This is a genomic window from Tomitella cavernea (assembly GCF_016599145.1).
Taxonomy (GTDB): domain Bacteria; phylum Actinomycetota; class Actinomycetes; order Mycobacteriales; family Mycobacteriaceae; genus Tomitella; species Tomitella cavernae.
Genome location: NZ_JAENKO010000025.1, coordinates 1 through 22816 on the forward strand (window position 1 = coordinate 1; position 22816 = coordinate 22816).

The 22816-nt window shown below is 70.1% G+C and carries 17 protein-coding genes; 6 read left to right on the plus strand and 11 right to left on the minus strand.

Going from position 1 to position 22816, the window contains the following annotated elements:
• The 5 genes from JJ683_RS10070 to JJ683_RS10090 form a co-directional block, all read left to right on the plus strand.
• A partial coding sequence (locus JJ683_RS10070; protein WP_200173730.1) for an excalibur calcium-binding domain-containing protein occupies positions 1–187 on the plus strand: 187 nt, incomplete at its 5' end.
• Between the two features lie 83 nt (positions 188–270).
• Positions 271–1542 (plus strand): fatty acid desaturase family protein, encoded by a 1272-nt coding sequence (locus tag JJ683_RS10075; protein WP_200173732.1) that lies wholly within the window; start codon positions 271–273, stop codon positions 1540–1542.
• Positions 1543–1644: 102 nt separating this feature from the next.
• Positions 1645–3087, plus strand: a complete 1443-nt coding sequence (locus JJ683_RS10080; RefSeq protein ID WP_200173734.1) for an MFS transporter — start codon at positions 1645–1647, stop codon at positions 3085–3087.
• Between the two features lie 122 nt (positions 3088–3209).
• A complete protein-coding gene (locus JJ683_RS10085; protein ID WP_307810829.1) occupies positions 3210–5897 on the plus strand; it encodes a multicopper oxidase domain-containing protein in 2688 nt (895 codons plus the stop codon).
• Positions 5898–5953: 56 nt separating this feature from the next.
• Positions 5954–7330 (plus strand): lipase family protein, encoded by a 1377-nt coding sequence (locus JJ683_RS10090; RefSeq protein WP_200173736.1) that lies wholly within the window; start codon positions 5954–5956, stop codon positions 7328–7330.
• Positions 7331–7378: 48 nt separating this feature from the next.
• Here the strand turns inward: JJ683_RS10090 and JJ683_RS10095 are convergent, their stop codons facing one another.
• The gene (locus tag JJ683_RS10095; RefSeq protein WP_242474596.1) at positions 7379–8095 is read right to left on the minus strand and encodes a CPBP family intramembrane glutamic endopeptidase; all 717 of its coding nucleotides are present in this window, start codon (positions 8093–8095) and stop codon (positions 7379–7381) included.
• A 269-nt stretch (positions 8096–8364) separates the two neighbouring features.
• Here JJ683_RS10095 and JJ683_RS10100 point away from each other — a divergent pair, with 269 nt between their 5' ends.
• Positions 8365–10062 carry a fumarate hydratase gene (locus JJ683_RS10100; protein WP_200173738.1) on the plus strand — a complete coding sequence of 566 codons (1698 nt, stop codon included), beginning with the start codon at positions 8365–8367 and terminating at the stop codon, positions 10060–10062.
• 35 nt (positions 10063–10097) lie between these two features.
• On the opposite strand, the gene JJ683_RS10105 is transcribed toward JJ683_RS10100, so the two are convergent.
• The 10 genes from JJ683_RS10105 to nuoH form a co-directional block, all read right to left on the minus strand.
• On the minus strand, positions 10098–11429 hold the full coding sequence (locus tag JJ683_RS10105) for an NAD(P)/FAD-dependent oxidoreductase (RefSeq protein ID WP_200173741.1): 1332 nt from the start codon (positions 11427–11429) through the stop codon (positions 10098–10100).
• Between the two features lie 46 nt (positions 11430–11475).
• Entirely contained in the window at positions 11476–12879 is a 1404-nt protein-coding gene (locus tag JJ683_RS10110; protein WP_200173743.1) for a lipase family protein, read from the minus strand.
• The gene (locus JJ683_RS10115) at positions 12876–14234 is read right to left on the minus strand and encodes a hypothetical protein (RefSeq protein ID WP_307810830.1); all 1359 of its coding nucleotides are present in this window, start codon (positions 14232–14234) and stop codon (positions 12876–12878) included. The genes JJ683_RS10110 and JJ683_RS10115 overlap by 4 nt, the downstream gene beginning before the upstream one ends.
• Positions 14235–14408: 174 nt before the next feature.
• Positions 14409–16049, minus strand: coding sequence for an NADH-quinone oxidoreductase subunit NuoN (gene nuoN, locus JJ683_RS10120; RefSeq protein ID WP_307810831.1), 1641 nt, complete (start codon positions 16047–16049; stop codon positions 14409–14411).
• On the minus strand, positions 16046–17668 hold the full coding sequence (locus tag JJ683_RS10125) for an NADH-quinone oxidoreductase subunit M (RefSeq protein WP_200173746.1): 1623 nt from the start codon (positions 17666–17668) through the stop codon (positions 16046–16048). The genes nuoN and JJ683_RS10125 overlap by 4 nt, the downstream gene beginning before the upstream one ends.
• A complete protein-coding gene (nuoL, locus tag JJ683_RS10130) occupies positions 17665–19623 on the minus strand; it encodes an NADH-quinone oxidoreductase subunit L (protein WP_200173830.1) in 1959 nt (652 codons plus the stop codon). Before nuoL ends, JJ683_RS10125 begins: the two co-directional genes overlap by 4 nt.
• 58 nt (positions 19624–19681) lie before the next feature.
• Positions 19682–19981 carry an NADH-quinone oxidoreductase subunit NuoK gene (nuoK, locus tag JJ683_RS10135; protein WP_200173748.1) on the minus strand — a complete coding sequence of 100 codons (300 nt, stop codon included), beginning with the start codon at positions 19979–19981 and terminating at the stop codon, positions 19682–19684.
• Positions 19978–20910, minus strand: coding sequence for an NADH-quinone oxidoreductase subunit J (locus JJ683_RS10140; protein ID WP_200173750.1), 933 nt, complete (start codon positions 20908–20910; stop codon positions 19978–19980). Before JJ683_RS10140 ends, nuoK begins: the two co-directional genes overlap by 4 nt.
• Positions 20907–21437, minus strand: coding sequence for an NADH-quinone oxidoreductase subunit NuoI (gene nuoI / locus JJ683_RS10145; protein WP_200173752.1), 531 nt, complete (start codon positions 21435–21437; stop codon positions 20907–20909). Before nuoI ends, JJ683_RS10140 begins: the two co-directional genes overlap by 4 nt.
• Positions 21430–22809 carry an NADH-quinone oxidoreductase subunit NuoH gene (nuoH, locus tag JJ683_RS10150; protein ID WP_200173754.1) on the minus strand — a complete coding sequence of 460 codons (1380 nt, stop codon included), beginning with the start codon at positions 22807–22809 and terminating at the stop codon, positions 21430–21432. Before nuoH ends, nuoI begins: the two co-directional genes overlap by 8 nt.
• Positions 22810–22816 lie beyond the last annotated feature (7 nt).

Below are 22816 nucleotides of genomic sequence, written 5' to 3' on the forward strand. Positions count from 1 at the left end.
GCCCGCCGACGCCGCCGGCACCGCGCCCGCCGCGGGCGGGAACCCGCCGGCACCGGCGGACGGGGCCGGGGTGCACTTCCGCAACTGCGCCCAGGCACGGGAGGCGGGGGCCGCGCCCGTGCATGCCGGGGACCCCGGCTACCGGCCCGGCCTCGACGGCGATAGGGACGGCGTCGCGTGCGAATGACCCACGCCGCGAGCCGCAATGTGACATAGATCTCCGCCGCAAACCCCTACCTACGGAGCCGTAACTTACGGTAACGTAGCCGTATGGCAATCACCGACGTAGTCGAGTACGCACACCTCACCGACGAAGACGTCGAAGCGCTGGGGCGCGAGTTCGACGCGATCCGTCGTGACGTGGAGGAGTCCCGCGGCGAGAGCGATGCGCGCTACATCCGCACCACGATCCGGGCCCAGCGCGCGCTCGATTTCGCCGGCCGGCTGACCCTGGCCCTGGGCAGCGACCGCAAGGCCGGCTGGCTGGCGGGCACCGCCATCCTCGGCACGGCCAAGATCATCGAGAACATGGAGATCGGCCACAACGTCATGCACGGCCAGTGGGACTGGATGAACGACCCGGAGATCCATTCCTCCACATGGGAGTGGGACATCGTCGGCACCTCCGAGAACTGGAAGTACACGCACAACCACATCCACCACAAGTACACCAACGTACTCGGCATCGACGACGACATCGGCTACGGCTTGCTGCGCGTGACCCGCGACCAGCGGTGGTCGCCGTTCTACGCGGGCAACGTCGCCTACAACGCGATCCTGCAGTTGCTGTTCGAGTACGGCGTGGCCATCCAGGCCCTCGAGCTGGGCAAGGTGGCCAAGGGCCGCGTGCCCAAGGAACGGTTCCGCGCCCAGCTCACGCCCGCGCTGCGCAAGATCGGCAAGCAGATCCTCAAGGACTACGTCCTGTTCCCCGCCTTGTCCGGCCGCCGGTGGAAGAGCACCCTCACCGCCAACCTCACCGCCAACGCGACCCGCAACGTCTGGACCAATGCGGTGATCTTCTGCGGCCACTTCCCCGACGGGGCCGAGAAGTTCACCAAGCGCGACGTCGACACAGAGACCCGCGCCGAGTGGTACCTGCGCCAGATGCTCGGCAGCGCCAACATCTCCGGCGGCCGCGCCATGGATTTCATGACCGGCAACCTGAGCTACCAGATCGAGCATCACCTGTTCCCCGACCTGCCCAGCAACCGCTACGCCGAGATTGCGGTACGCGTCCGAGAACTGGCAGACAAGTACGACCTGCCCTACACCAACGGCCCCCTGCTGGTGCAGTACGGCCAGTCCTGGCGCACCATCGCCAAGTTGTCGCTGCCGAACAAGTACCTGCGCGACACCGCGGACGCGGCGCCGGAGACCAACTCCGAGTACCGGTTCGACGGCAGCACCACGTCGCTCATCGACCCTGCCACCGGCCGCCGGCGCGGCCTGGCCTCGGCGCTCAAGGGCTCCCGGCGCGGGATCGTGCGCCGCATCGCACGCGGTCGCAGTCGGCGGGATCAGGGGCTCGCCGCCGCCTGAAAGTTCCCTAGACTGCGGACGACGCGGCCCGCCCCGGCACCGCCGGGGCGGGCCGCGCCAATGCGCGCAGGACGCCGTCGACCACGGAACGAGACCCCCCGTATGCCCCCTCAGCGCCGCCCCGCAGTGGTGGTGACGGTTCTGTGCACGACGGGCATCCTCGCCTCGCTGGTGCAGACCATCATCATCCCGCTCGTGCCGCGGCTGCCGGAGCTGCTGGACGCGGGCCCCGCCGACGCCTCCTGGGCGGTCACCGCCACGCTCCTCGTCGGCGCCATCATGACCCCCATCGCCGGACGCCTGGGCGACATGTACGGCAAGCGCCGGGTACTGGCCCTGTGCCTCATCTCGTTGGTCGCCGGCTCGGTGTTGTGCGCGTTGACCTCGTCGCTGATCCCCGTGACCATCGGCCGCGGGTTGCAGGGGGTGTCGATGGGCGTGATCGCCCTCGGCATCAGCATCATGCGTGACGAGCTGCCCGAGGAGCGGGTGGGCGGCGGCATCGCGATGATGAGCGCGACGATCGGTATCGGCGGGGCGATCGGCATGCCCGCCGCCGCCATCGTGGCCGAGCGCGCCGACTGGCACGTGGTCTTCGCCGCCACCGGCGTGCTCGCGGCGGGGGCCCTGGTGGCGGTACTGCGCTTGGTCCCCGAATCACCGGTGCGCAGCGGCGGGCGGTTGGACGCGGTCGGCGCGCTCGGGCTGGCGGCGGGCCTGGCCGCATTCCTTCTCGCCATCACCGAGGGCGCTGTGTGGGGCTGGTCGTCGGCCCGCACACTCGGCGCTTTCGGCGCCGCCGCCGCGGTCTTCGCGCTGTGGTCGGTACACCAGCTCCGGGTGCGGGCCCCGCTCGTAGACCTGCGCGTGAGCGCCCGCCCCCAGGTGCTGTTCACCAACCTCGCCTCCGTCGCAGTGGGTTTCGCCATGTTCGGGATGGCCCTGATACCTCCGCAACTGCTCATGGCGCCCGAGGAGACCGGCTACGGGCTGGGCCTGACGATGACGCAGACGGCGCTGCTCATCGCGCCCAGCGGTATCGTGATGTTCTTCTGCTCGCCGTTGTCGGCGCGGATCAGCAACCGCTACGGCCCCCGTGTCACGCTCATGAGCGGCACCATCGTCATCGCCGCGGGCTACATCGTAGTGCTCGCCGCGCCCTTCGGGGCCGTGCAGATCCTCATCGCCAGCATCGTCGTCAACGGCGGGATCGGCATCGCCTACGCCGCCATGCCCGCGCTCATCATCGCCGCCGTGCCCGTCGGCGAGACAGCCGCCGCCAACGGGCTCAACGCGCTGATGCGTTCGATCGGCACCTCGTCGTCCTCCGCAGTCATCAGCGCCGTCCTGGCGACCATGACGGTGACAGTGGCCGTGGGCGACTCCGCCGGCGGTACGCAGGAGCTCGTGGCGCCCACGGCCGCCGGCTTCACGACCGCCGCCGCCGTCTGCCTGGCCGCCGCGCTCGTGTCCACGGCCCTGACAGCGTGCGTGCCGCGCGCGTCCCGGGCGCGCGCCACGCGGACCGCGCCCGAAAGCGCGTGACCTGACGACGCAGGAGCGGTCCTGACCCGCGCACGCACGTTCCGCGTACGAGAGAACCATGACGTCCGTCTCATATCGCGGTCAATGATGCGTGAAATTGTTTCGCGGCTTACGATTCCCGCGTGAGCACCACCGATGCGCAGCCGGGTCGCCCCCGGCGCCCGCGCAGTTGGCATCAGCGCGCCGGCATGCCGGTGCGCGTGTGGCTGGTCCTGCTTGTCCTCGCGGGCGTCCTGCACCGGTTCCTCCCCGAGTCCCGCTGGCTGCTCGTGCACATGTTCACCCTCGGCGCCGTCACCAACTCCATCCTGGTGTGGTCGCAGCACTTCACCGAGCGCTTCCTGCGCGGCGAGGTCTCCCCGCGCACCCGCCGATTGCAGCTCGCCCGCATCTACACGCTCAACGCCGCGATCATGGTCACCATCGTGGGGGTGGCAGGCGGGATCTGGCCCGTCGCCCTGGCCGGCTCCGTCCTCGTCGGCGTGGTCGTCGCCTGGCACGCCGTCGGGCTGCTCCGGCAGCTGTGCGCGGCACGCGCCGGCGGCACCGCCTGGCACGCCGACGGCGTCTGGTTCTACATCTGCTCGGCGCTGCTCCTCCCGGTGGGCGCGGGATTCGGCGCCGCCCTCGCGTCCGGCCTGTCCGACGTGTGGCACGTCCGGTTGATCCTCGCCCACGAGGCGACGAACTTGCTCGGTTTCCTGGGCCTCGCTGCGGCAGGGACGCTCCTCGTCGTCTATCCGCGGATGCTGGGGATCGACGACGACGCCACCTCCGGCGGGACACTCCGCCGCACGCTCCCCACGCTCGCGGCGCTGCTGTGCGGCCTGGCCGCGATCGTCGCCGGGGCGCTGGCCGGGATCGCACCGCTCGCTGCCGCCGGCACGGTGCTCTACCTTCTCGGCTGGGCGGCGGTCGCCGCGCCCACGGTGGTGCGTGCGTTCCGCACCCCCGGCGTCCGGCTGCGGCCCTGGTACGACGCATTGTCCGTGTCCGCAGCGCTGCTCTGGCTCGGCGGCTCGCTCATCGCGCTGGCCGTGATCATCGCAACCGGCCCCTTGGCCCCGGCCAGGCTGGCCCCGCTGACGATCCCCTTGGTCGCGGGGTTCGCAGCGCAGCTCCTGCTCGGCGTGATGAGCCGGCTGCTGCCGAGCCTCATGGGCTCCGGCGGCACCGTCACCGACATCGGCGTGCAGGCGATGAACCGCTGGGCCGTGTGGCGGATCGTCGTCATCAACGGCGGGCTGCTGCTGTGGCTGCTGCCCCTGCCCAGCTGGGCGCGAGTGGCGCTTTCCGCGCTCGTCATGGCCGCGTTCGTGGCATTCCTGCCCATCATGATCGTCAGCGCGCGGCGCGCCATGGCCGCGCGGTGGGCGATCGCCGCGGGCGGCCGGCCCACGGCGCCCATGCCGGCGGGTCCCATGGCGCAACACGGCAGCGGCACGCAGATCACCGCCGCGCTGGCCTCTCTGGGTCTGGTGGTGGCGGTGGGCGCCGCGGTCTCCGGCCCCGGGCAGACCGCGTCGCCCGACCAGGGGATCACCGCGACGGGCAACACCACCCGGGTGGAGGTGACCGCCGCGGACATGCGCTTCACCCCGTCGGACATCGCTGTCCCGGCCGGCGACCGACTGGTGATCACCGCGACGAACACCGACGACATGGTGCACGACCTGGTGCTGGACACCGACGCCTCGTCAGGGCGGCTCAACCCCGGTGAGACGGCCACGGTCGACGTGGGCGTGGTGGGCCGCACCGTCGACGGCTGGTGTTCGATCGTGGGCCACCGGCAGCAGGGCATGACGCTCACCATCACGCCCATCGGCGGCGTTGGCACCGAGAATGCGAGTACCGGGAAGGCCGGCAACACCGACCACTCCGCCATGGGCCACCGGGACGCCGCGGGCGATCCGCTCACCCCGGACGATGCCGCCCGGTCACTGCACACGCCGCTGCCCGGCGACTTCCGCGCCGCGGACCCCGTGGTGGCTCCCGCACCGCCCGGCACTGTGCACCGGTACACCTTCGACATCACGGAGCAGCGGGGAGGGGTCGCCCCCAGCATCTCGCAGATGCTGTGGACGTACAACGGGACCGTCGGCGGACCGACGTTGCGCGGCCGGTTGGGCGACACGTTCGAGATCACCTTGGTAAACCATGGCACGATGGGGCATTCCATCGACTTCCATGCGGGCATGGTCTCGCCCGACGCCACCATGCGCACCATCAACCCGGGCGAGTCGCTGGTCTACCGATTCACCGCCGAGAACACCGGGGCGTGGCTGTACCACTGCTCGACCGCGCCCATGTCCGACCACATCGCCGCGGGCATGTTCGGTGCGGTCATCATCGACCCACCGGGGCTCGCCCCGGTCGACGCCGAGTACCTCTTCGAACAGTCCGAGGTGTACTTGGGGCCCGAGGGCGGGAAGGTCGACCATACCAAGGTCGCGGCCAAGACCCCCGACCTCGTGGTGTTCAACGGCTTCGCCGATCAGTACGTGGCCCGCCCTCTCCATGCGAAGGTGGGCGACCGCATCCGCATCTGGGTGGTCGACGCCGGCCCCAACCTGCCGTCCGCCTTCCACGTCGTGGGCACGCAGTTCGACACCGTCTATAAGGAGGGCGCGTACCTTCTGCGTCCGGACAACTCGCTGCACGGCGGCGCGCAGGTGCTCGACCTGAGCCCGGCGCAGGGCGGCTTCGTCGAGATGACGTTCACCGAACCCGGCACCTACAGCTTCGTCGACCATGTGATGAGCGATGCGGAGAGGGGCGCGCGGGGGCGGATCGTCGTCACGTCCGCCTGACGACCGTCGCGGCGCGCCTCCGCACGTCCGGTGACGCGGCGGCGCATCATCGGGTCATGCGTCCGGTTCGATGCGGATCCCGGTTTGCCGTAACCTGCGCCGCCGTCCTCCTGTTCGCACTCACGGCCACGGCGTCCCCCGCCGCCGCCGGGCCGCCGGGCGTTGCGGGGTCCGTCGCGGCGCAGGCCGGGTCCGGCTCCGCCGAGGCGGGGTTCGCCTCCACCGGAGCACAGCCCGGTGACAGCCCGCCGCCGTGGACCGCCGCGGTGATGCCCACGCCCATCCGGGACGACCCGTTCTTCGCCTACCCGGACGACCCCGAACGACTGGCCGCGCGTGACGACGGGGAGCTCATCCGGCACCGCCGCGCCGGAACGGTGCAGATAGGCCTGCCCGGCAACCGTCTGCACCAGTTCATGTTCCGCTCCAACAACTCGCACGGCGAGCCGATCGCGGCCACAGCCAGCCTCCTCGTGCCGGACCGCCCCTGGCGCGGCACCGGCCCACGCCCCGTCGTCGTGAACGCCGCCGCCATCGACAGCCTGGGCGCCACCTGCACGCCGAGTTACGCCCTGGTGCACAAACCGTTCGAGATCGAGATCCCCCCGTTCACCGCGACGATCCTCAACCGCGGATACGCCGTGCTCGTCCCCGACCACGAGGGTCCGCGCATGGCCTACGCCGCAGGCATACTCGCCGGGCACATCGTCCTCGACTCCGTCCGTGCGATGCGGCGGCTCCCCGCGCTCCCGCGCACCGGCATCGACGAGGACTCCCGCCTGGCCCTCACCGGATACAGCGGTGGCGCCATCGCCGCCGGGTGGGCCGCCCAGCTACAGCCCGTCTACGCACCCGAAGTGGACTTCGCCGGCGCCGCCATCGGCGGTGTGCCCGCCGATTTCGCGCTGCTGCCCGCCACGATGGACGGCGCCCTGGGCAGCGGACTGTTCATCGCCGCGTCCTTCGGCCTGGCCCGCGAATACCCGCGGCTGCTGACCAGCCTCAACGACTTCGGCCAGACGATGGCGCGCTCCCCCGCCAAGGACCTGTGCGCCAAGGCGCTCATGGCGTCCGGCATCGCGATGCAGAGGATCGAGACGTTCACCTACCCGGGCGTGCTGGACTCCCCCGACGTGCGCGCCGTGATGGCCGAGAACAGGCTCGGCGGGATGCCGCCCGCGGCGCCGGTGCTACTCTTCCAGGCCTCGAGCTCGGTGTTCCTCGGCGACGAGTGGATACCCGAGTCCGGGGTGATCGATCTTTTCCACGAGTGGTGCGACCAGGGTGCCGACGTCATCTACGCGCCGGTCCCCGGCGAGCATCTCTCGGGCGGGTTCACCTCCTTCCCGATGGTGGTGCAATACCTGTCCGACCGGCTCGACGGCGTTCCGCAGGCGCCGGGCTGCAGCCGGCAGCAGTGGGCCGGGAGCTGACCACGCCTGAAGATCCGGCACCGGCGGCGCGTCAGGCCACGCGACGATTCAGGCCACCAGATGCCACGCCAGCGCGGCCGCGAGCGCACCGGCCCCGTTGAGCGACCAGTGCAGCGCGATCGGCGCCAACAGGCTGCCGCTGCGGCGACGCAGCCACGTGAACAGTGCGCCCGCCAGCGCGGTGGCCACCACGGCTCCCGCGATACCGGCGATCTGCCCGAGCACCCCGGACCCGAAGATCGCGGACAAGCCCTCCTTTCCCGCGGTGAGCCCCAGCGACGAGGCCACATGCCACAGACCGAACAGCATCGATCCGACGACGAACACGCCACGGACACCGGAGGCCCTGCTGAGCGTGCCGTGCAGGACTCCGCGGAAGGCGAGTTCCTCCGGAATGGCCGTCTGCAGCGGGATCACCACCATCGCCGCGATAAGTGCGCCCGACACGGTGGCGTAGCGGTCCACCATGAAGAACTCGCGGGTCGCCGGCAGTACGGCCCCGACGACGACCACGGTGGCGACCGCGACGACGCTGGCGAGCGCGTAGACGGTGCTGCGCTTCCAGTGCCGCGGGGAAAGCCCGAGCTCGGACCACGCCATGCCCCGCGCGCGCATCATCCCCAACAGGACGATCGCCGCCACCGGCACCGCGGCGATCGACGCCCACACGGTGGTGAAGTGCGCGACCAGGTTGGTGGACACCAGCACCACGACGACGATGGCCACGTCCACCCATGCGCGGATGGCCCGCACGCCGCCAATCATCGACGGGGCCGCGTCCGACGGCGCGTGGGGGGCGGGTTCCATCGCGCCGCGCCGTACCGGGATGAGGAGCCCTTCCTCGCCGGGTCCTGCAGGGCCCGGCGCACCCGTGTCCATCGCTGTCACCTGTTCCAGGATAGCGGCGGCTTCACGACCCCGCCGCGGCCTGGAACGGGCCGTGCGGCACATCACGGGTTCCCGCAGGCGGGCTCCGGATCGGCGGTCGTTAACCTGGAGGCGAAACCATAGAATTCTTCGGACCTGGAGTGATAATGGCCGATTTCCGTTACGAGGACCTGCTGCCGACCGGTGAGGACCGCACCGAGTACCGGCTGCTGACCAAGGAAGGGGTCGGGGCGGCCACCGGTCCCGACGGCCGCACCTTCCTCACCGTCAGCCCCGAGGCCCTGCGTCTGCTCACCGAAACCGCGCTGCACGACATCTCCCATTACTTGCGCGCCGACCACCTCGCTCAGCTGACGAAGATCCTCGACGACCCCGAGGCGTCGAACAACGACAAGTTCGTGGCGCTGGACCTGCTCAAGAACGCCAACATCGCCGCTGCCGGGGTGCTGCCGATGTGCCAGGACACCGGCACCGCGATCGTCATGGGCAAGCGCGGCCAGCACGTGCTCACCGAGGGCGACGACGAGCGCCACATCTCCCGCGGGGTGTTCGACGCCTACACCAGGCTCAACCTGCGGTATTCGCAGAACGCCCCGCTGACGATGTGGGAGGAGAAGAACACCGGCTCCAACCTGCCCGCACAGATCGAACTGTATGCGGACACCGCCGTCGGCCACGAGGACTCCTACAAGTTCCTGTTCATGGCCAAGGGCGGCGGCAGCGCCAACAAATCGTTTCTGTACCAGCAGACCAAGGCGATCCTCAATCCGGACAAGATGATGCAGTTCCTCGAGGAGAAGATCCGCTCCATCGGCACGGCTGCGTGCCCCCCGTACCACCTGGCGATCGTCATCGGCGGCACCTCGGCCGAGTTCGCGCTCAAGACCGCCAAGTACGCGTCGGCCCACTACCTCGACGAAATGCCCACCGAGGGGGCCATCACGGGGCGGGGATTCCGTGATACCGAGCTGGAGAAGGACGTCTTCGAGCTCACGCAGAAGATCGGCATCGGCGCCCAGTTCGGCGGCAAGTACTTCTGCCACGACGTGCGCGTGGTGCGCCTTCCACGGCACGGCGCGTCGCTGCCGGTGGCCATCGCGGTGTCGTGCTCGGCCGACCGACAGGCCAAGGCCAAGATCACCCGGGAAGGCGTGTTCCTCGAAAAGCTCGTCACCGACCCGGGCCGGTTCCTGCCGGAGGTGACCGACGAGCAGCTCGACGCCGACACCGACGGCGTCGCCAGCACCGGCAAGAACGCCGCTGTCCAGATCGACCTGACGCGCCCGATGCCGGAGATACTCGCCGAGCTGAGCAAGCACAAGGTCAGCACCCGGCTGTCACTCACCGGGCCGCTGGTGGTGGCCCGCGACATCGCGCACGCCAAGATCCAGGAGCGCCTGGACGCCGGCGAGCAGATGCCCGAATACCTCAAGAACCACCCCGTCTATTACGCGGGCCCGGCAAAGACGCCCGACGGGATGGCGTCCGGCTCCTTCGGCCCCACCACCGCGGGCCGCATGGATTCGTACGTCGGATCGTTCCAGGGCGCCGGCGGCTCGATGGTGATGCTCGCCAAGGGCAACCGGTCCAAGCAGGTCACCGACGCCTGCGAGCAGCACGGCGGCTTCTACCTGGGTTCCATCGGCGGCCCGGCGGCGCGCCTGGCGCAGGACTGCATCAAGAAGGTCGAGGTGCTCGAGTATCCGGAGCTCGGCATGGAGGCGGTCTGGAAGATCGACGTGGAGAACTTCCCCGCGTTCATCGTGGTCGACGACAAGGGCAACGACTTCTTCGCACACAGCGGCGAGGTGACCCTCACCATAGGAAAGCGGCCCGGACTGTAGGGGTCTGACCGGCGGGCCGGCCGCTGGGCCCCCGCTCAGCCCGGCGGCCTCCCCTGCCGCAGGTCCTGCGCCACGTGCGCGATCATCGCCTGCGGACGGTACTTGGTGAAGTATCCGACGCTCCACGACGCGGCGGCCCCCACCCGCTGCCACACACCGGACAACAGCGCCGCGTGCACGCCGAGCCAAGCGATGAATGCGAGGGGCCCCTTGATCTGCCAGCGGCGCGGCCCCACCTCGGCCACCGCGGCGCCACGGCCGATCATCGCCATGATGCCCTTGTCGCGGTAGGCGAACGGTGTGCGCGGGCGGCCGGACAAGTCGGCCAGGATGTTCCGCGCGGCCCACTTGCCCGACTGCTGCGCCACCGACCCGAGCTGCGGCAATGCGCGGCCCTTCCCGTCGGTGATGTTCGCGGAGTCGCCCAGCGCGTACACGCCGTCCAGCTCGGCGACGGTGAGGTCGGGGGCCACGTCTACGCGGCCGCCCCGGCCCAGCGGCAGGCCGGAGTCGGCGAGCACGTCACGCCCCTTGAGTCCGCCGGCCCACACGACCATCCGCGCGGGCACGCGGGTGCCGTCTTCGAGGGTGACGCCGTCGCCGTGCACCTCGGTGACCCCCTTGCCCAGGTGCAGCCGGACGCCCGCGCTCTCCAGCACGCCGCGAGCGTACTTCTGCGATTTCTCGGAGAACGGGCCCAGGACGGTGGGCACCATGTCGACAAGGTGCACGGTGGTACGCGCGGCCAGGTCGCCCGGGAACACCGCCGCGACCGCGGATGCGAGACTCTCCGCCACGGCGCCGGCGAACTCGACCCCCGTCGCGCCGCCGCCGACCACCACCAGGTCGATGGGATCGCGCGGCGCGGAGAGCCTGTCGGCCTCGTCGAGCGCGGTGAGCATGGCCCCGGCAAGCCGCACCGCGTCGTCGAGCGAGTACAGCGGGTACGAGTATTCGGCGGCGCCGGTGATACCGAAGAAGTTCGCCTGGGCCCCCGTCGCGACCACCAGCACCCGTCCGGTGCACACGGAGCCGTCGTCGAGGGTCACGGTGCGCGCGGCGGCGTCGATGCGGGTGACCTCCGAGATGGCCACGCGCACGGTCTCCTGGCGCCGGAACATCGACCGCAACGGGCGCGCCACCTCGGTGATACCGATCTGGGACGTGGCCACTTGGTAGAGCAGCGGCTGGAATTGGTGGTAGTCGTTGGCGTCGATCAGCAGCACGTCCACGCCCGCCTGACCGAGTTGCTGCGCCGTGGCGACGCCCGCGAAGCCGCCGCCGACGACGATCACGTCCCAGCGCGTAGTCTGCGCGGAACCGCTTCCGTCCGAGGTGTTGTCACCGGTCTGCACGTCGTCCTCCACGCTTCCGACCGTAATGGATGCGGCGAGGTTCAGCTCGCTGAATCGGCTACTCCACCGTCCTCGCCAACCAGTCGATCGTCTGCATCCCGAAAAGGTCCGTGCCCCAGCCGTAGGGGTCGCTGAGCAACTCGGCCATCGAGCAGTCGCTGGGGGCGTATGTCACGTCGGTCCCACCGGCCCGGTACTTTTCGGCGAGCTCGCGGGAATCCTTTGCCGGCACCAGCGACATCGGCGAATCGTCGGCGCCGCACGAGGTGATGAGTACCTTCGCCTCCGGCGCCGAACGGCCGAGGACGTTGTCGTCGTAGGCGTGCTGGAAGTCGGGGATGTCTGCGGGGTTCATGCCGGACTCGAACAGCAGGTGCAGCGGCACGAACGGCATGGAGAAGTAGGAGATCTGGCACTGGGTGCGGTAGAAGTCGGCGATCTGCCGGCCCACCGGTGTGAGCTTCTCGTCGATCTTCATCCCCGGGTACCAGGGCTCGAGCCCCAGCAGATTGGCGAACGCGAATCCCGAGCCCACCGAGCCGTCGGCGACGCGCATGAAGTTGCGCTGGTCGACCACCATGCCTTCAAGCACTGCGGAACGCACATTGAGCTCCGGGGCGTAGGTCGGCTGTAGTTCGGCCGCCATCGCCGCGCCGACGCCGCCGCCGGCGATGCCGAACAGACCGATGGGGACGTCGTCGGCCAACCCCGTGCCGGGCACCTGCAGCGCCGCCCGCAGGCCGTCCAAGTTGGCGCGCCCGCTGAACTGTCCTGCGAAGACCCCGTGCGGGTCCTGGTCGGCGTCGTTGCCCACGTCGCTGATCATCACCGCCATGCCGCGGTCGAACATGAGCGCCAGCGGGCCGAGGGCCGAATAAGCGGCCGGGTCCAGCTGGTCTCCGCCGGTCCACTGCGTACTCGGATGGCAGCCGGGACCGACGCTGTCATTGGCCTCCTGGTAGCCGATCAGCGCCTCGGGGTCTCCCGACCCGGGCGGGCGCGGAATCATGAGGATTCCGGTACTGATCACCTGCTGCCCCTGCACGCCGCGGGTCACGTACATGACCTTGTGCGCGTCCAGATGCGCCGGGCGCACGCCCCCGAACATCACCTGGACCGGCTTCGATTTGAGCAGCGTGCCCGGCGCCACCTCTCCGTCCAGCGGCGGCTCTTCGTAGAACGGGTCGTCGGCGCGCAGGCCGTCGATCACCTCGCCGGGCGTGGCCAGGCGCCCGTCGGCAAAGGTGCTCTGCACGTACGGCGTGAAGACCTCGTCGAGGCCCGGGGTGCGTACCGGAGGGTCGGCTGCGGCGACCCCGGAGCCCAGCGCGGCGCCACCGAGCGCCGCGCTCCCGGACAGAACCAGCCCGCTGCCCGCCACCGCCAGCCATCGGCGCGCACGCCCGGCTCCCGCGCCCGCACCGCCACGGCGGTTCCGTGCGATCGTTCCGGATACCGTCATGAGACCGTCACTTTCGTCGCCGCGGCCGCGGAGGCGAGCAGCTCGGGGATGTGCTGAAGGGGGCGTCCGCGCCGCAGCTGCTCGGCGTACGGCCGGCTCAGCTGCGCGGCGAGGGCCGGCCAGTCGTCCTCGACCATCGCCTTGTACTTGGGCAGCAGCTGGGCGTTGATGTACTCCCAGCGCTCATCGAACACCGACCAGTTCCAGTCGGGCAGCGGCGTGGTGATTGTGGCGGTGCGCCCGTCCGGCAACGGCCGAGTGATCTCGATGGGGTGGAACTCGCGCGGCGGCACGACCCCCGCCACCGACGGTGTCGCGGCGATCGTGGTCGCGTAGGTGATCGCCTCGCCGACCGCGCCCTTGTAGTTTCGCACCTGGTCCCATTGGTCGGCGATCACGGTGTACTGCTCGCGTCGCAGCAGCACCCCGTTGCCGTCGGCGATGCGACCCGGATCGCCGGAGGCGACGTCCCGCCAGGCGCCCATGATGTCCGCGCCGAACAGCCCGGCGCGCTGCATCTCCTCGAGCGCCGGCAGCCCCTCGGTGACGTACGCCTGGTGCATCGGCATCAGATCGGAGAAGATGTTCTTCTGCATCACCAGGATCATCCCGAGCACCCAGTGCAAATCCTCCGGCGTGACGGTGGCGCCCACCTCGGCGAGTGCGCGGAGCCCCTCGGGGAGCTGCGCGGCGGCCTCCTCGCCGCCGGCGCGCAGCACCTCGGAGACCACGGAGTTGGCAGCCTGCGACAGGCCAGGATACTCGTAGACGTCCGTGAGCAGCTCGAAGTCCAGCAGGCCGCCGCCGAAGTCGCCGCCGACGAGGCCGCCCATGCCCGCCCATTGCAGCTCACGATGCTGCAACTGCAGGTTTTCGTAGTATTTGTACGAGTCGATGAGGTTCTGTCGGTTCGCCTCCGCCCCCGCACGCGGATCCCACTGCGCCAGGTCGATTCCGGCGGCATTGCTCACGTCGACCAGCCAGTACTGGTACAACAGAGCGGCGTAGCGGGTGGGCGCGACGCCTGCGGCGCGGGCCTCGTCGAGCAGCGCGCCCAGCCGGGCCTCGTCGTAGGGCAAGGCCGGATTCACCCCGCCCGGGCCGTGCGCCGCGTCCCTGTTCACCAGCGGAAGATCCAGATACTGCTGCAGGTCCTGCGGCACGGCCCCGGACGTGGGGGCCGCGGCCGCCACGCCCGGAAGGCCGACGGCCACCGCCGCCGAAGCCGACACCCCCGTCACCAACAGCAGCGCCGCCGACGGAGCCGCGATCGCTCTGGCCGTCCGTCCCAGTGCCGTCCGTCCCAGTGCCGTCCGTCCCAGTGCCGTGCCTGTCATATCCTTCGTCGAACTCACGCTCGCCCCTCCCGTGGTCATGCCCCGCACCCCGCACACCACGGCTCTCTCCCACGGCCCCGGCAATGCTGTAACGCATAGTCGCATCAATGTCGTATCGATACCATAACGACACTCCCCGTAAATCGCGACCTTTGCGGACTCCATCGCCTGCGGCGCCTAGTCGCGCTCGAGTCAATGGAGGAACGGGGCTGCCTTGTCCGCAAGGTCGAGCAGCGGCTGCGGCGCCACCCCGAGCACGATCGTCACGACCACGCTCACCGCCACGGCGACGGCAGTGAGCGCGCCGGGCGCGGCCACGACGGGGGTGTCCCCGTCCGGGTCGGCGAAGAACATCAGCACGATGACGCGGATGTAGAAGAAGGCGGCGATGGCGCTGCACACCACCCCGACGATCACCAGCGCCGTCTCGCCACCGCCGAGCGCCGCGGAGAACACCACGAACTTCGCCACGAACCCGCTGGTGAGCGGTATCCCGGCGAAAGCGAGCAGCAGCAGCGCCAGGGCCGAGCCGAACACCGGGTGACGCCGACCCAGTCCGGCCCACTGCGCGGTGTCCGGCTCTTCGGGCGCAACGCCGTCCCCCGAGCCGTCCGCTGCGGCGCTGCGCACCAGGCCCGCCAACGCGAACGCCCCGACCGCGCTCACCCCGTACGCGGCCAGGTAGAACAGAACCGCCGACAGGCCGTCGCCGGATGCCGGGACCACAGCGGTGAGCATGAACCCGATGTGCGACACCGACGAGTACGCCAGCATTCGCTTGATGTCGGTCTGCGTCAGCGCCACGATGGAGCCGTAGACCATCGTCGCGATCGCCACCGCCCACAGGACCGGGCGCCACTGGTCGTGGAGCGCCGGCAACGCCACCACGAACACCCGCAGCAGCGCGCCGAAGGCCGCGATCTTCGTCGCCGACGCCATGAACGCGGTCACCGGGGTCGGTGCGCCCTGATACACATCCGGTATCCACGAATGAAACGGCACCGCGCCCACTTTGAACAGCAGGCCCATGCCGAGCAGACCCGCACCGACGAGTGCAAGCACCGTCGTGCCTCCCGGCCCGTCGGCTTCGACGCTCGCCCGTGCGGCTTCGGCGATGCCGTCGAGCGACACGGTGCCGGCGTACCCGTAGAGGAGGGCCGCGCCGAAGATGAAGAACGCCGAGGAGTACGCGCCCAGCAGAAAGTATTTGAGCGCCGCCTCCTGCGAGATCAGGCGCCGGTGCCGTGCGAGCCCGCACAGCAGGTACAGCGGGAGCGAAAGCACCTCGAGGGCGATGAACATCGTGATCAAGTCGGCGGACGCGGGGAACAGCATCATGCCGCCGACGGAGAACATCGCGAGCGGGAAGATCTCCGACTGGACGATGCCTGCGCGCCGCGCAAGGGCCTCGTCCGCACCGCCGGGGACCGCGGACGCCTGTGGGGCGAAGAACGGCGCCCCCGCGCCCGCCGCGGCCCCCTCCCGTACCGGGCGGTGCACCGTCAGGCGCCTGTCGGCGAAGAGCATGAGCGACAGGAATCCCACGACGAGGATCGTCCCCTGGAGGAACAGCGCGGCCCCGTCGACCGTCACGGAACCGGCCATCACGGTGCGCCCGGTGCCGCGCATGGCCAGCACGATCACGGCTGCGAACGCGCCGACCAGCCCCGTCCCACTGAGTACGGCCTGGGCCGTGAACCGTCCGCGGTGGGGCGAGAACGCCTCCATCAGCACGCCCACCACTGCGGCGGCGAACACCACGATCATCGGCGAGAGCGCCGCGTAGTCGATGTGCGGCGCCGGCTGCGCCGCGAGCAGGTCCGCCGGGTTCACGGATGCCCCCCTTCCGCACCGGCCGGTCCGCCGCCCGGCGCCTCGGCCACCGCGGGCACACCGCCGCGCACCGTCGGCGGTGGATCGGACGAGTGCACCGACGTGAGTGTGGACTCCACCGCCGGATCGATCACGTCGAGGATCGGCTTGGGGTAGAGCCCCAGCACCAGCAGTAGCACGATCAGCGGCGCGACCGCGACGATCTCCCTGGGCCGCAGGTCGCGGATGTGCCTGTTGCCGTCGTCCGTCCTGCCCCCCATGACGCGTTGGTATAGCCAAAGGATGTAGACGGCGGACAGCACCAGCGCCGCCGTCGCGATGATCGCCGCGGCACCGTACCGCGTGTAGGTGCCGATGAGCACCAGGAACTCGCTGATGAACGGCGCCAACCCTGGCAGCGACAGCGTCGCCATCCCCGCCACGAGGAAGGTCCCCGCGAGCACGGGCGCCACCCGTTGGATGCCGCCGTACGCTGCGATGGTGCGCGTGCCCCGGCGGGTGACGAGGAACCCGGCGATGAGGAACAACGCCGCTGTCGAGAGGCCGTGGTTGACCATGTACAGCGTGGAGCCGGACTGCCCCTGGCTGGTGAGCGCGAAAATGCCCAGAATGATGAAGCCGAAGTGGGAGATCGAGGTGTAGGCGATCAGGCGCATCACGTCGCGCTGCCCGATGGCGAGCATCGCGCCGTAGACCACCGCCACCACCGAGAGCCCGACGATCCACGGAGCGAAGGTCCGTGCCGCGTCGGGGAACAGCTCGACGGCGAAGCGGAGCATCGCGAAGGTGCCGACCTTGTCGACCACCGCCATCATCAGCACCGCGACGGTGGGCGTGGTGTAGACGGCGGCGTCCGGTAGCCACGTGTGCAACGGCCACAGCGGCGCCTTGACCGCGAACGCGAACATGAAGCCCAGGAACAGCGCGTTGGCCACCGGGGCGGAGATCGCCAGATCCCCCGAGGAGACCGCCCGCGCGATGGCAGGCAGGTCGAATGTCCCGGAGGCGAACGGGCTGTCGTCGCCCGCCGTGGCCACGTACAGCCCGATCACCGCCGCCAACATGATCAGCCCGCCCAGCAGGTTGTACAGCAGGAAGCGCACGGCGGCGCGCGACCGCGCGCCGGCCTCGCGTGCGTCCTGCCCGTAGCCGCCGATAAGAAAATACAGCGGCATCAGCATCGCTTCGAACACCACATAGAACAGGAACACGTCCAGCGCGGTGAAGGAGATCATCACCATGGCCGTGGTCGCCAGCACCAGCGCCACGTAGGTGTGCGCCCGACGGCCGCCCCCGCCCGGGTCGTGCCAGCCGGCGAGCAGCAGAAGCGGCACCAGCACTGCGGTGAGCAGCACCAGCGCCAGGCCGATACCGTCGAGGCCCAGGTGGTAGCCCACCCCGAGCGAGCGGATCCACTGGTGCTGCTCGACGAACTGGTAGCGCGCCCCGCCGGCGTCGAAGCCCACCACCAGGACCACGGCCACCGCGAACGTCGCCACCGCGACCGCCAGCGCCACTGCCTTCGCCACGGCGGGCCGCCCGCGGGGCACCGCGAACACGCCGAACGCGCCGGCCGCAGGCAGCGCCCACAGGAGCGTGAGCCAGGGGAATCCGTTCACCACGCCCTCCCCAGCACGACGATGGCCAGCACTATCGCGACGCCCGCGAACATGGTGAGCGCGTAACTGCGTACAAACCCCGTCTGCACCCTGCGGGCCGCGCGGGACAGCGCCAAGGCGGCTGCCGCGCACGCGTCGACGAACCTGTCGATCCCGTCGTGCTCGACCACGGTGAGGGAATCGGTGAGCGCCGCGCCGGGCCGCATGAACACGCCCTCGTTGAACGCGTCGCCGTAGAGGTCCTTGCGGGCCGCAGTCGTCAGCACGGAGACGTCGCCGGGCGCGGTCGCGGGGACCGACCGCATCGCGTAGGCGCGGTAGGCGGCTCCGACGCCGACGAGCACGACGGCCAGCGTGATGACCGTGATCGCCCAGACCGGGATCGGCGGCGCGCTGTGCGCGGCGCCCACCACCGGTTCGAGCCAGTGCTCCAAGCGGTCGCCGATGGTGAGCAGGCCGCCCGCGAAGATCGACCCGAGGGCCAGCACGATCATCGGCACGGTCATCGACGACGGCGCCTCCTCCGGCTCGGGCATGCTCACCTCGCCTGTGGACTCTTCGAGCGTGGGCTGCCAGCGCCGCTCACCGAAGAACGTCATGAGCATCACGCGCGTCATATAGAAGGCGGTGAGCCCGGCACCCACGATCGCCGCTGCGCCCAGCGCCGTGCCCGCCGCGCCGCCGTGGGCGAAGGCGGCCTCGATGATCTTGTCCTTCGAGAAGAACCCGGACAGCGGAGGTATCCCGATGATCGCCAGGTACCCGAGCCCGAAGGTGATGAACGTGATCGGCATTACGCTGCGCAGTCCGCCGAGCCGGCGCATGTCCACCTCGTCGTGCATCCCGTGCATCACCGACCCGGCGCCCATGAACAGCCCGGCCTTGAAGAAGCCGTGCGTGAGCAGGTGCAGGATGGCGAACGCGTATCCGGCCGGCCCCAGCCCCGCGGCCAGGACCATGTATCCGATCTGGCTCATCGTCGACGCCGCGAGCGCCTTTTTGATGTCGTCCTTGGCGCAGCCGATCACGGCGCCGAAGAGCACCGTCACCGTCCCGACCACGAGCACCGCGGTACGAGCACCCTCGGCGAGGTCGAAGATCGGACCGGAACGCACGATGAGATACACGCCTGCCGTCACCATCGTCGCAGCGTGGATCAGCGCCGAGACCGGCGTGGGGCCCTCCATCGCGTCACCGAGCCAGGACTGCAACGGCACCTGGGCGGACTTCGCGCACGCGGCCACCACGAGCATCAGGCCGATCGCGTTGAGCGTGCCCTCACCCATGGCGCCGGCCGCCCCGAACACGTCGCCGAAGCCGACCGATCCGACCACGGCGAACATGATCATCATGGCGATGACCATCCCCATGTCGCCGACGCGGTTGACCACGAACGCCTTCTTGGCCGCGGTGGCCGCGGTGGGCCGGTACTGCCAGAATCCGATGAGCAGGTAGGAGGCCAGGCCCACCCCCTCCCAGCCCAGGTAGAGCCCCAGGTAGTTGTCGGAGAGCACGAGTACGAGCATCGCGGCCAGGAACAGGTTGAGGTAGGCGAAGAACAGCCGCCGCCCCGGCGCGTCCCCGGCGAAGCGGCCGGCCGGGTCGGGGCCGTGCGCCATGTAGCCGATCGAGTAAATGTGGATCAACGATCCCACGCCCGTGATGAGCAGGACGAAGCACAGCGACAGCGGGTCGAGCAGCAGTCCGAAGTCGACGTGGAAATCCCCCACCGGCACCCAACTGAACAGGTCCTTGTCCGCCGTCCGCGCCGCCGCATCCTGGCCGAGCATCTGCGACCACAATGCGAGGCCCAGCCCGAATGCCGCGAGCGCCGTGGCGCAGCCGAGCAGGTGGCCCCATCGGTCGCTGCGCCGGCCCACCACGAGCAGCAGCAGCGCGCCTGCCGCCGGCAGCGCGGGCACCAGCCACAGCACCGACGCGGCGCCGCCGGCCATGTCCGCGGCCACCGCCGCGCCGTGGCCGGACGCGGAGTCCATCACCGTCATCGCGCCGTCACCCCCTCAGCTCGTCGGCCTCGTCGACGGACGTGCTGCGGCGCGTCCGGAACACGGTCATGATGATCGCCAGGCCCACCACCACCTCGGCCGCCGCGACGACCATGGTGAAGAAGGCCAGCACCTGCCCGTCGAGGCTGCCCAGCCTGCGCGAGAACGTCACGAACGCGAGATTGGCGGAGTTGAGCATGAGCTCGATGCACATGAACACGACCAGGGCGTTGCGCCGTACAAGTACGCCCACCGCGCCGATCGTGAACAGGATGGCGGCCAGGTACAGGTAGTTGTCGGGGTTCATGAGGCCGGCCCCCGTCCTCCATCGTCCGGGTCCCCATCGTCCAGCGCCTGCGTCCCGCCGTCCACCGCCTGCGCTGTGCCGGAGGATGTTCCGGAAGATGTGGGAGGGGGTGCCGCGGAGCCCGCCTCGACGCCGGGGCGCGGGCCGACGATCGTGTGCCCGGCCCGCAGGGCCGGGCTGACCGACAGCGTCGAGTAGGTTCCGTCGGGAAGCCGGGCCGGCGAGTCGACGGCGTTGTTGCGTGCGTAAACGCCGGGCGGGGGCATGGGTGTCACGTGCCGCCCAGTGCGGATCCGCTCGCGTGAGCGTTCGCGCTGCGTGCGTACGGGGCCGATCTGCTCACGGTGGGCCAGGATCATCGCGCCCACCGTCGCGGTGATGAGCAGCGCCCCGGTGAGCTCGAAGGCCCAGAGATAGCGATCGAAGATGAGCTCCGCGAGTGCGTCGACGTGCCCGTCACCGTCCGGGCCGGGCGCCCCGGTGCCGCCCGGCCCCATGGCGGCGACGGCGTGACCGATGCCGCCGACCAGCAGCGCCCCGAAGCCGATCCCCACCAGGATCGACACCACGCGCTGCCCTTTCAGCGTCTCCACCAGCGATTCCTCGGACGAGATGCCGACGAGCATGAGCACGAACAAGAACAGCATCATCACCGCGCCCGTGTACACGACCACCTGGACCACGCCCAGGAACAGCGCCCCCTGGGCGATGTAGAACACGGCCATGATGATCATCGTCAACGCCAGGAACAGCGCCGAGTAGACGGCACGCGGGGACGCCACGACGCCCAGCGCGGCGATCACCGCGACGGAGGCGAGTAGCCAGAACAGCACCGCCTCGCCCGTGGAGGTCGTGGCCGCGACGTCACCTGCCGGCGATCCGGCGCCGCCCGTCCCTGCGGCGAGCGCCGCGGCCTGCCCGGGGGTCACCGCTGCTCCTGCGGACCGTCCACGGGGCCGACGGCACCGCGGTAATAGTCCTCGTCCGTCGCGCCGGGGGCCATCGGGTGCGGCGGCTGCTCCATGCCCTCCTCGAGCGGCGCCAACAGACGGTCCTTGTCGTAGATGAGGGCACCCCGATCGGTGTCGGCCATCTCGTAATCGGCGATCATCGTCAGCGCGCGCGTGGGACACGCCTCGACGCACAGCCCGCACCCGATGCAGCGCAGATAGTTGATCTGGTACACGCTGCCGTAACGCTCGCCCGGCGAGTAGCGCTCCTCGTCGGTGTTGTCGGAGCCCTCCACGTAGATCGCGTCGGCCGGGCACGCCCACGCGCACAGCTCGCAGCCGATGCACTTCTCCAGCCCGTCCGGGTACCGGTTGAGCTGGTGGCTGCCGTGGTACCCGGCGGCCAGCGTGCGCTTCTCCTCCGGATAGAACTCGGTGTTCGGCTCCGCGAACATCGTCGCGAAGGTGACGCCGAGGCCCTCGAACATCCCGCCCAGGTCAGACATCGCTGCTCTCCTTCCGGTTCTCGGAGCCCCCGTCGCCTGGTCCCCCGCCGCCCGGGTCCCTGCCGGCGTCCACACCGCCCTCGGCTCGACCGGTCAGGGCACGTTCGCCGCGCTGTTCGGGCAGCGGCGGCACGGGGAAGCCGCCGGACGCCGCATCGAAACCCGCCGGCTCCGGTGGTCCACCCGCCCGCACCTCCGCCCGCGCGGCCGCATAGTGCCTGCGCACTCCGACGACGACGGCGATCGCTATCGCGATACCGCACACGATGAGCGCAATCGCCGCTCCGTCCTTGCCGTCGTCCCGCAGCGCCCGGTAGAAAGCGACGAGCATGACCCACAGCAGCGCCGCGGGGATGAGGACCTTCCAGCCCAGGTTCATGAACTGGTCGTAGCGGAACCGGGGCAGGGTGGACCGCAGCCAGATGAACAGGAACAGAAGCAGCCAGATCTTGATGACGAACCAGAGCACGGGCCACCAGCCGCTGTCGGCGCCGGCCCATAGGCTCAGCGGCCACGGCGCCTGCCAGCCGCCCAGGAACATCGTGATCGCCAGCGCCGAGACGGTGGTCATGTTGATGTACTCGGCCAGCATGAACATCGCGAAGCGCAACGACGAGTACTCGGTGTGGAAGCCGCCGACCAGCTCCCCCTCTGCTTCGGGCAGGTCGAACGGCGCACGGTTGGTCTCCCCCACCATGGACACCAGGTAGATCACGAACGACGGGAACAGCAACAGCACATACCAGAAGCGCCCCTGCGCGGCGACGATCCCGGACGTCGACAGCGTGCCCGCGGCGAGGAAGACCGCCGCGAAGGTGAGCCCCATCGCGATCTCGTACGAGATGACCTGCGCCGTCGAGCGCAGCCCGCCCAGCAGCGGATAGGTGGATCCGGACGACCACCCGGCGAGGACGATCCCGTAGACGCCCACCGACGTGACGGCGAGGATGTAGAGGACGGCCACCGGCAGGTCGGTGAGCTGCAGCGGCGTGCTGTGCCCGAACACCGATACCTCGGGGCCGAAGGGGATCACCGCGAACGCCATGATGGCCGGCACCACGGCGATGATCGGCGCCAGGAAGTACACCGGCCGGTCCACCATCACCGGGACGATGCCCTCCTTGAGTGCGAGCTTGACGCCGTCGACAAGGCTCTGCAGAGAACCCCACGGGCCCCAGCGGTTGGGGCCCACCCGGTTTTGCATGTAGGCCATGATCTTGCGCTCGATAAGGATGGCCACCAGCACGGTGAGCACCAGGAACGCGAAGACGACGATCGCCTTGGCGAGGATCAGCCACCAGGGGTCGCGGCCGAAGTCGGACAGGTCGGTGAACTGGTCCGCCGCGCGCACCCGCGCTGCGTCTGCGGTCATGGTCGCG

Coding starts and splice junctions, on each gene's coding strand:
- JJ683_RS10075 (WP_200173732.1), top strand. CDS start 271: ATGGCAATCACCGACGTAGTCGAGTACGCACACCTCACCGACGAAGAC.
- JJ683_RS10080 (WP_200173734.1), top strand. CDS start 1,645: ATGCCCCCTCAGCGCCGCCCCGCAGTGGTGGTGACGGTTCTGTGCACG.
- JJ683_RS10090 (WP_200173736.1), top strand. CDS start 5,954: ATGCGTCCGGTTCGATGCGGATCCCGGTTTGCCGTAACCTGCGCCGCC.
- JJ683_RS10095 (WP_242474596.1), bottom strand. CDS start 8,095: ATGATTGGCGGCGTGCGGGCCATCCGCGCATGGGTGGACGTGGCCATC.
- JJ683_RS10100 (WP_200173738.1), top strand. CDS start 8,365: ATGGCCGATTTCCGTTACGAGGACCTGCTGCCGACCGGTGAGGACCGC.
- JJ683_RS10110 (WP_200173743.1), bottom strand. CDS start 12,879: ATGACGGTATCCGGAACGATCGCACGGAACCGCCGTGGCGGTGCGGGC.
- nuoL (WP_200173830.1), bottom strand. CDS start 19,623: ATGGCCGGCGGCGCCGCGTCGGTGCTGTGGCTGGTGCCCGCGCTGCCG.
- nuoK (WP_200173748.1), bottom strand. CDS start 19,981: ATGAACCCCGACAACTACCTGTACCTGGCCGCCATCCTGTTCACGATC.
- nuoI (WP_200173752.1), bottom strand. CDS start 21,437: ATGTCTGACCTGGGCGGGATGTTCGAGGGCCTCGGCGTCACCTTCGCG.
- nuoH (WP_200173754.1), bottom strand. CDS start 22,809: ATGACCGCAGACGCAGCGCGGGTGCGCGCGGCGGACCAGTTCACCGAC.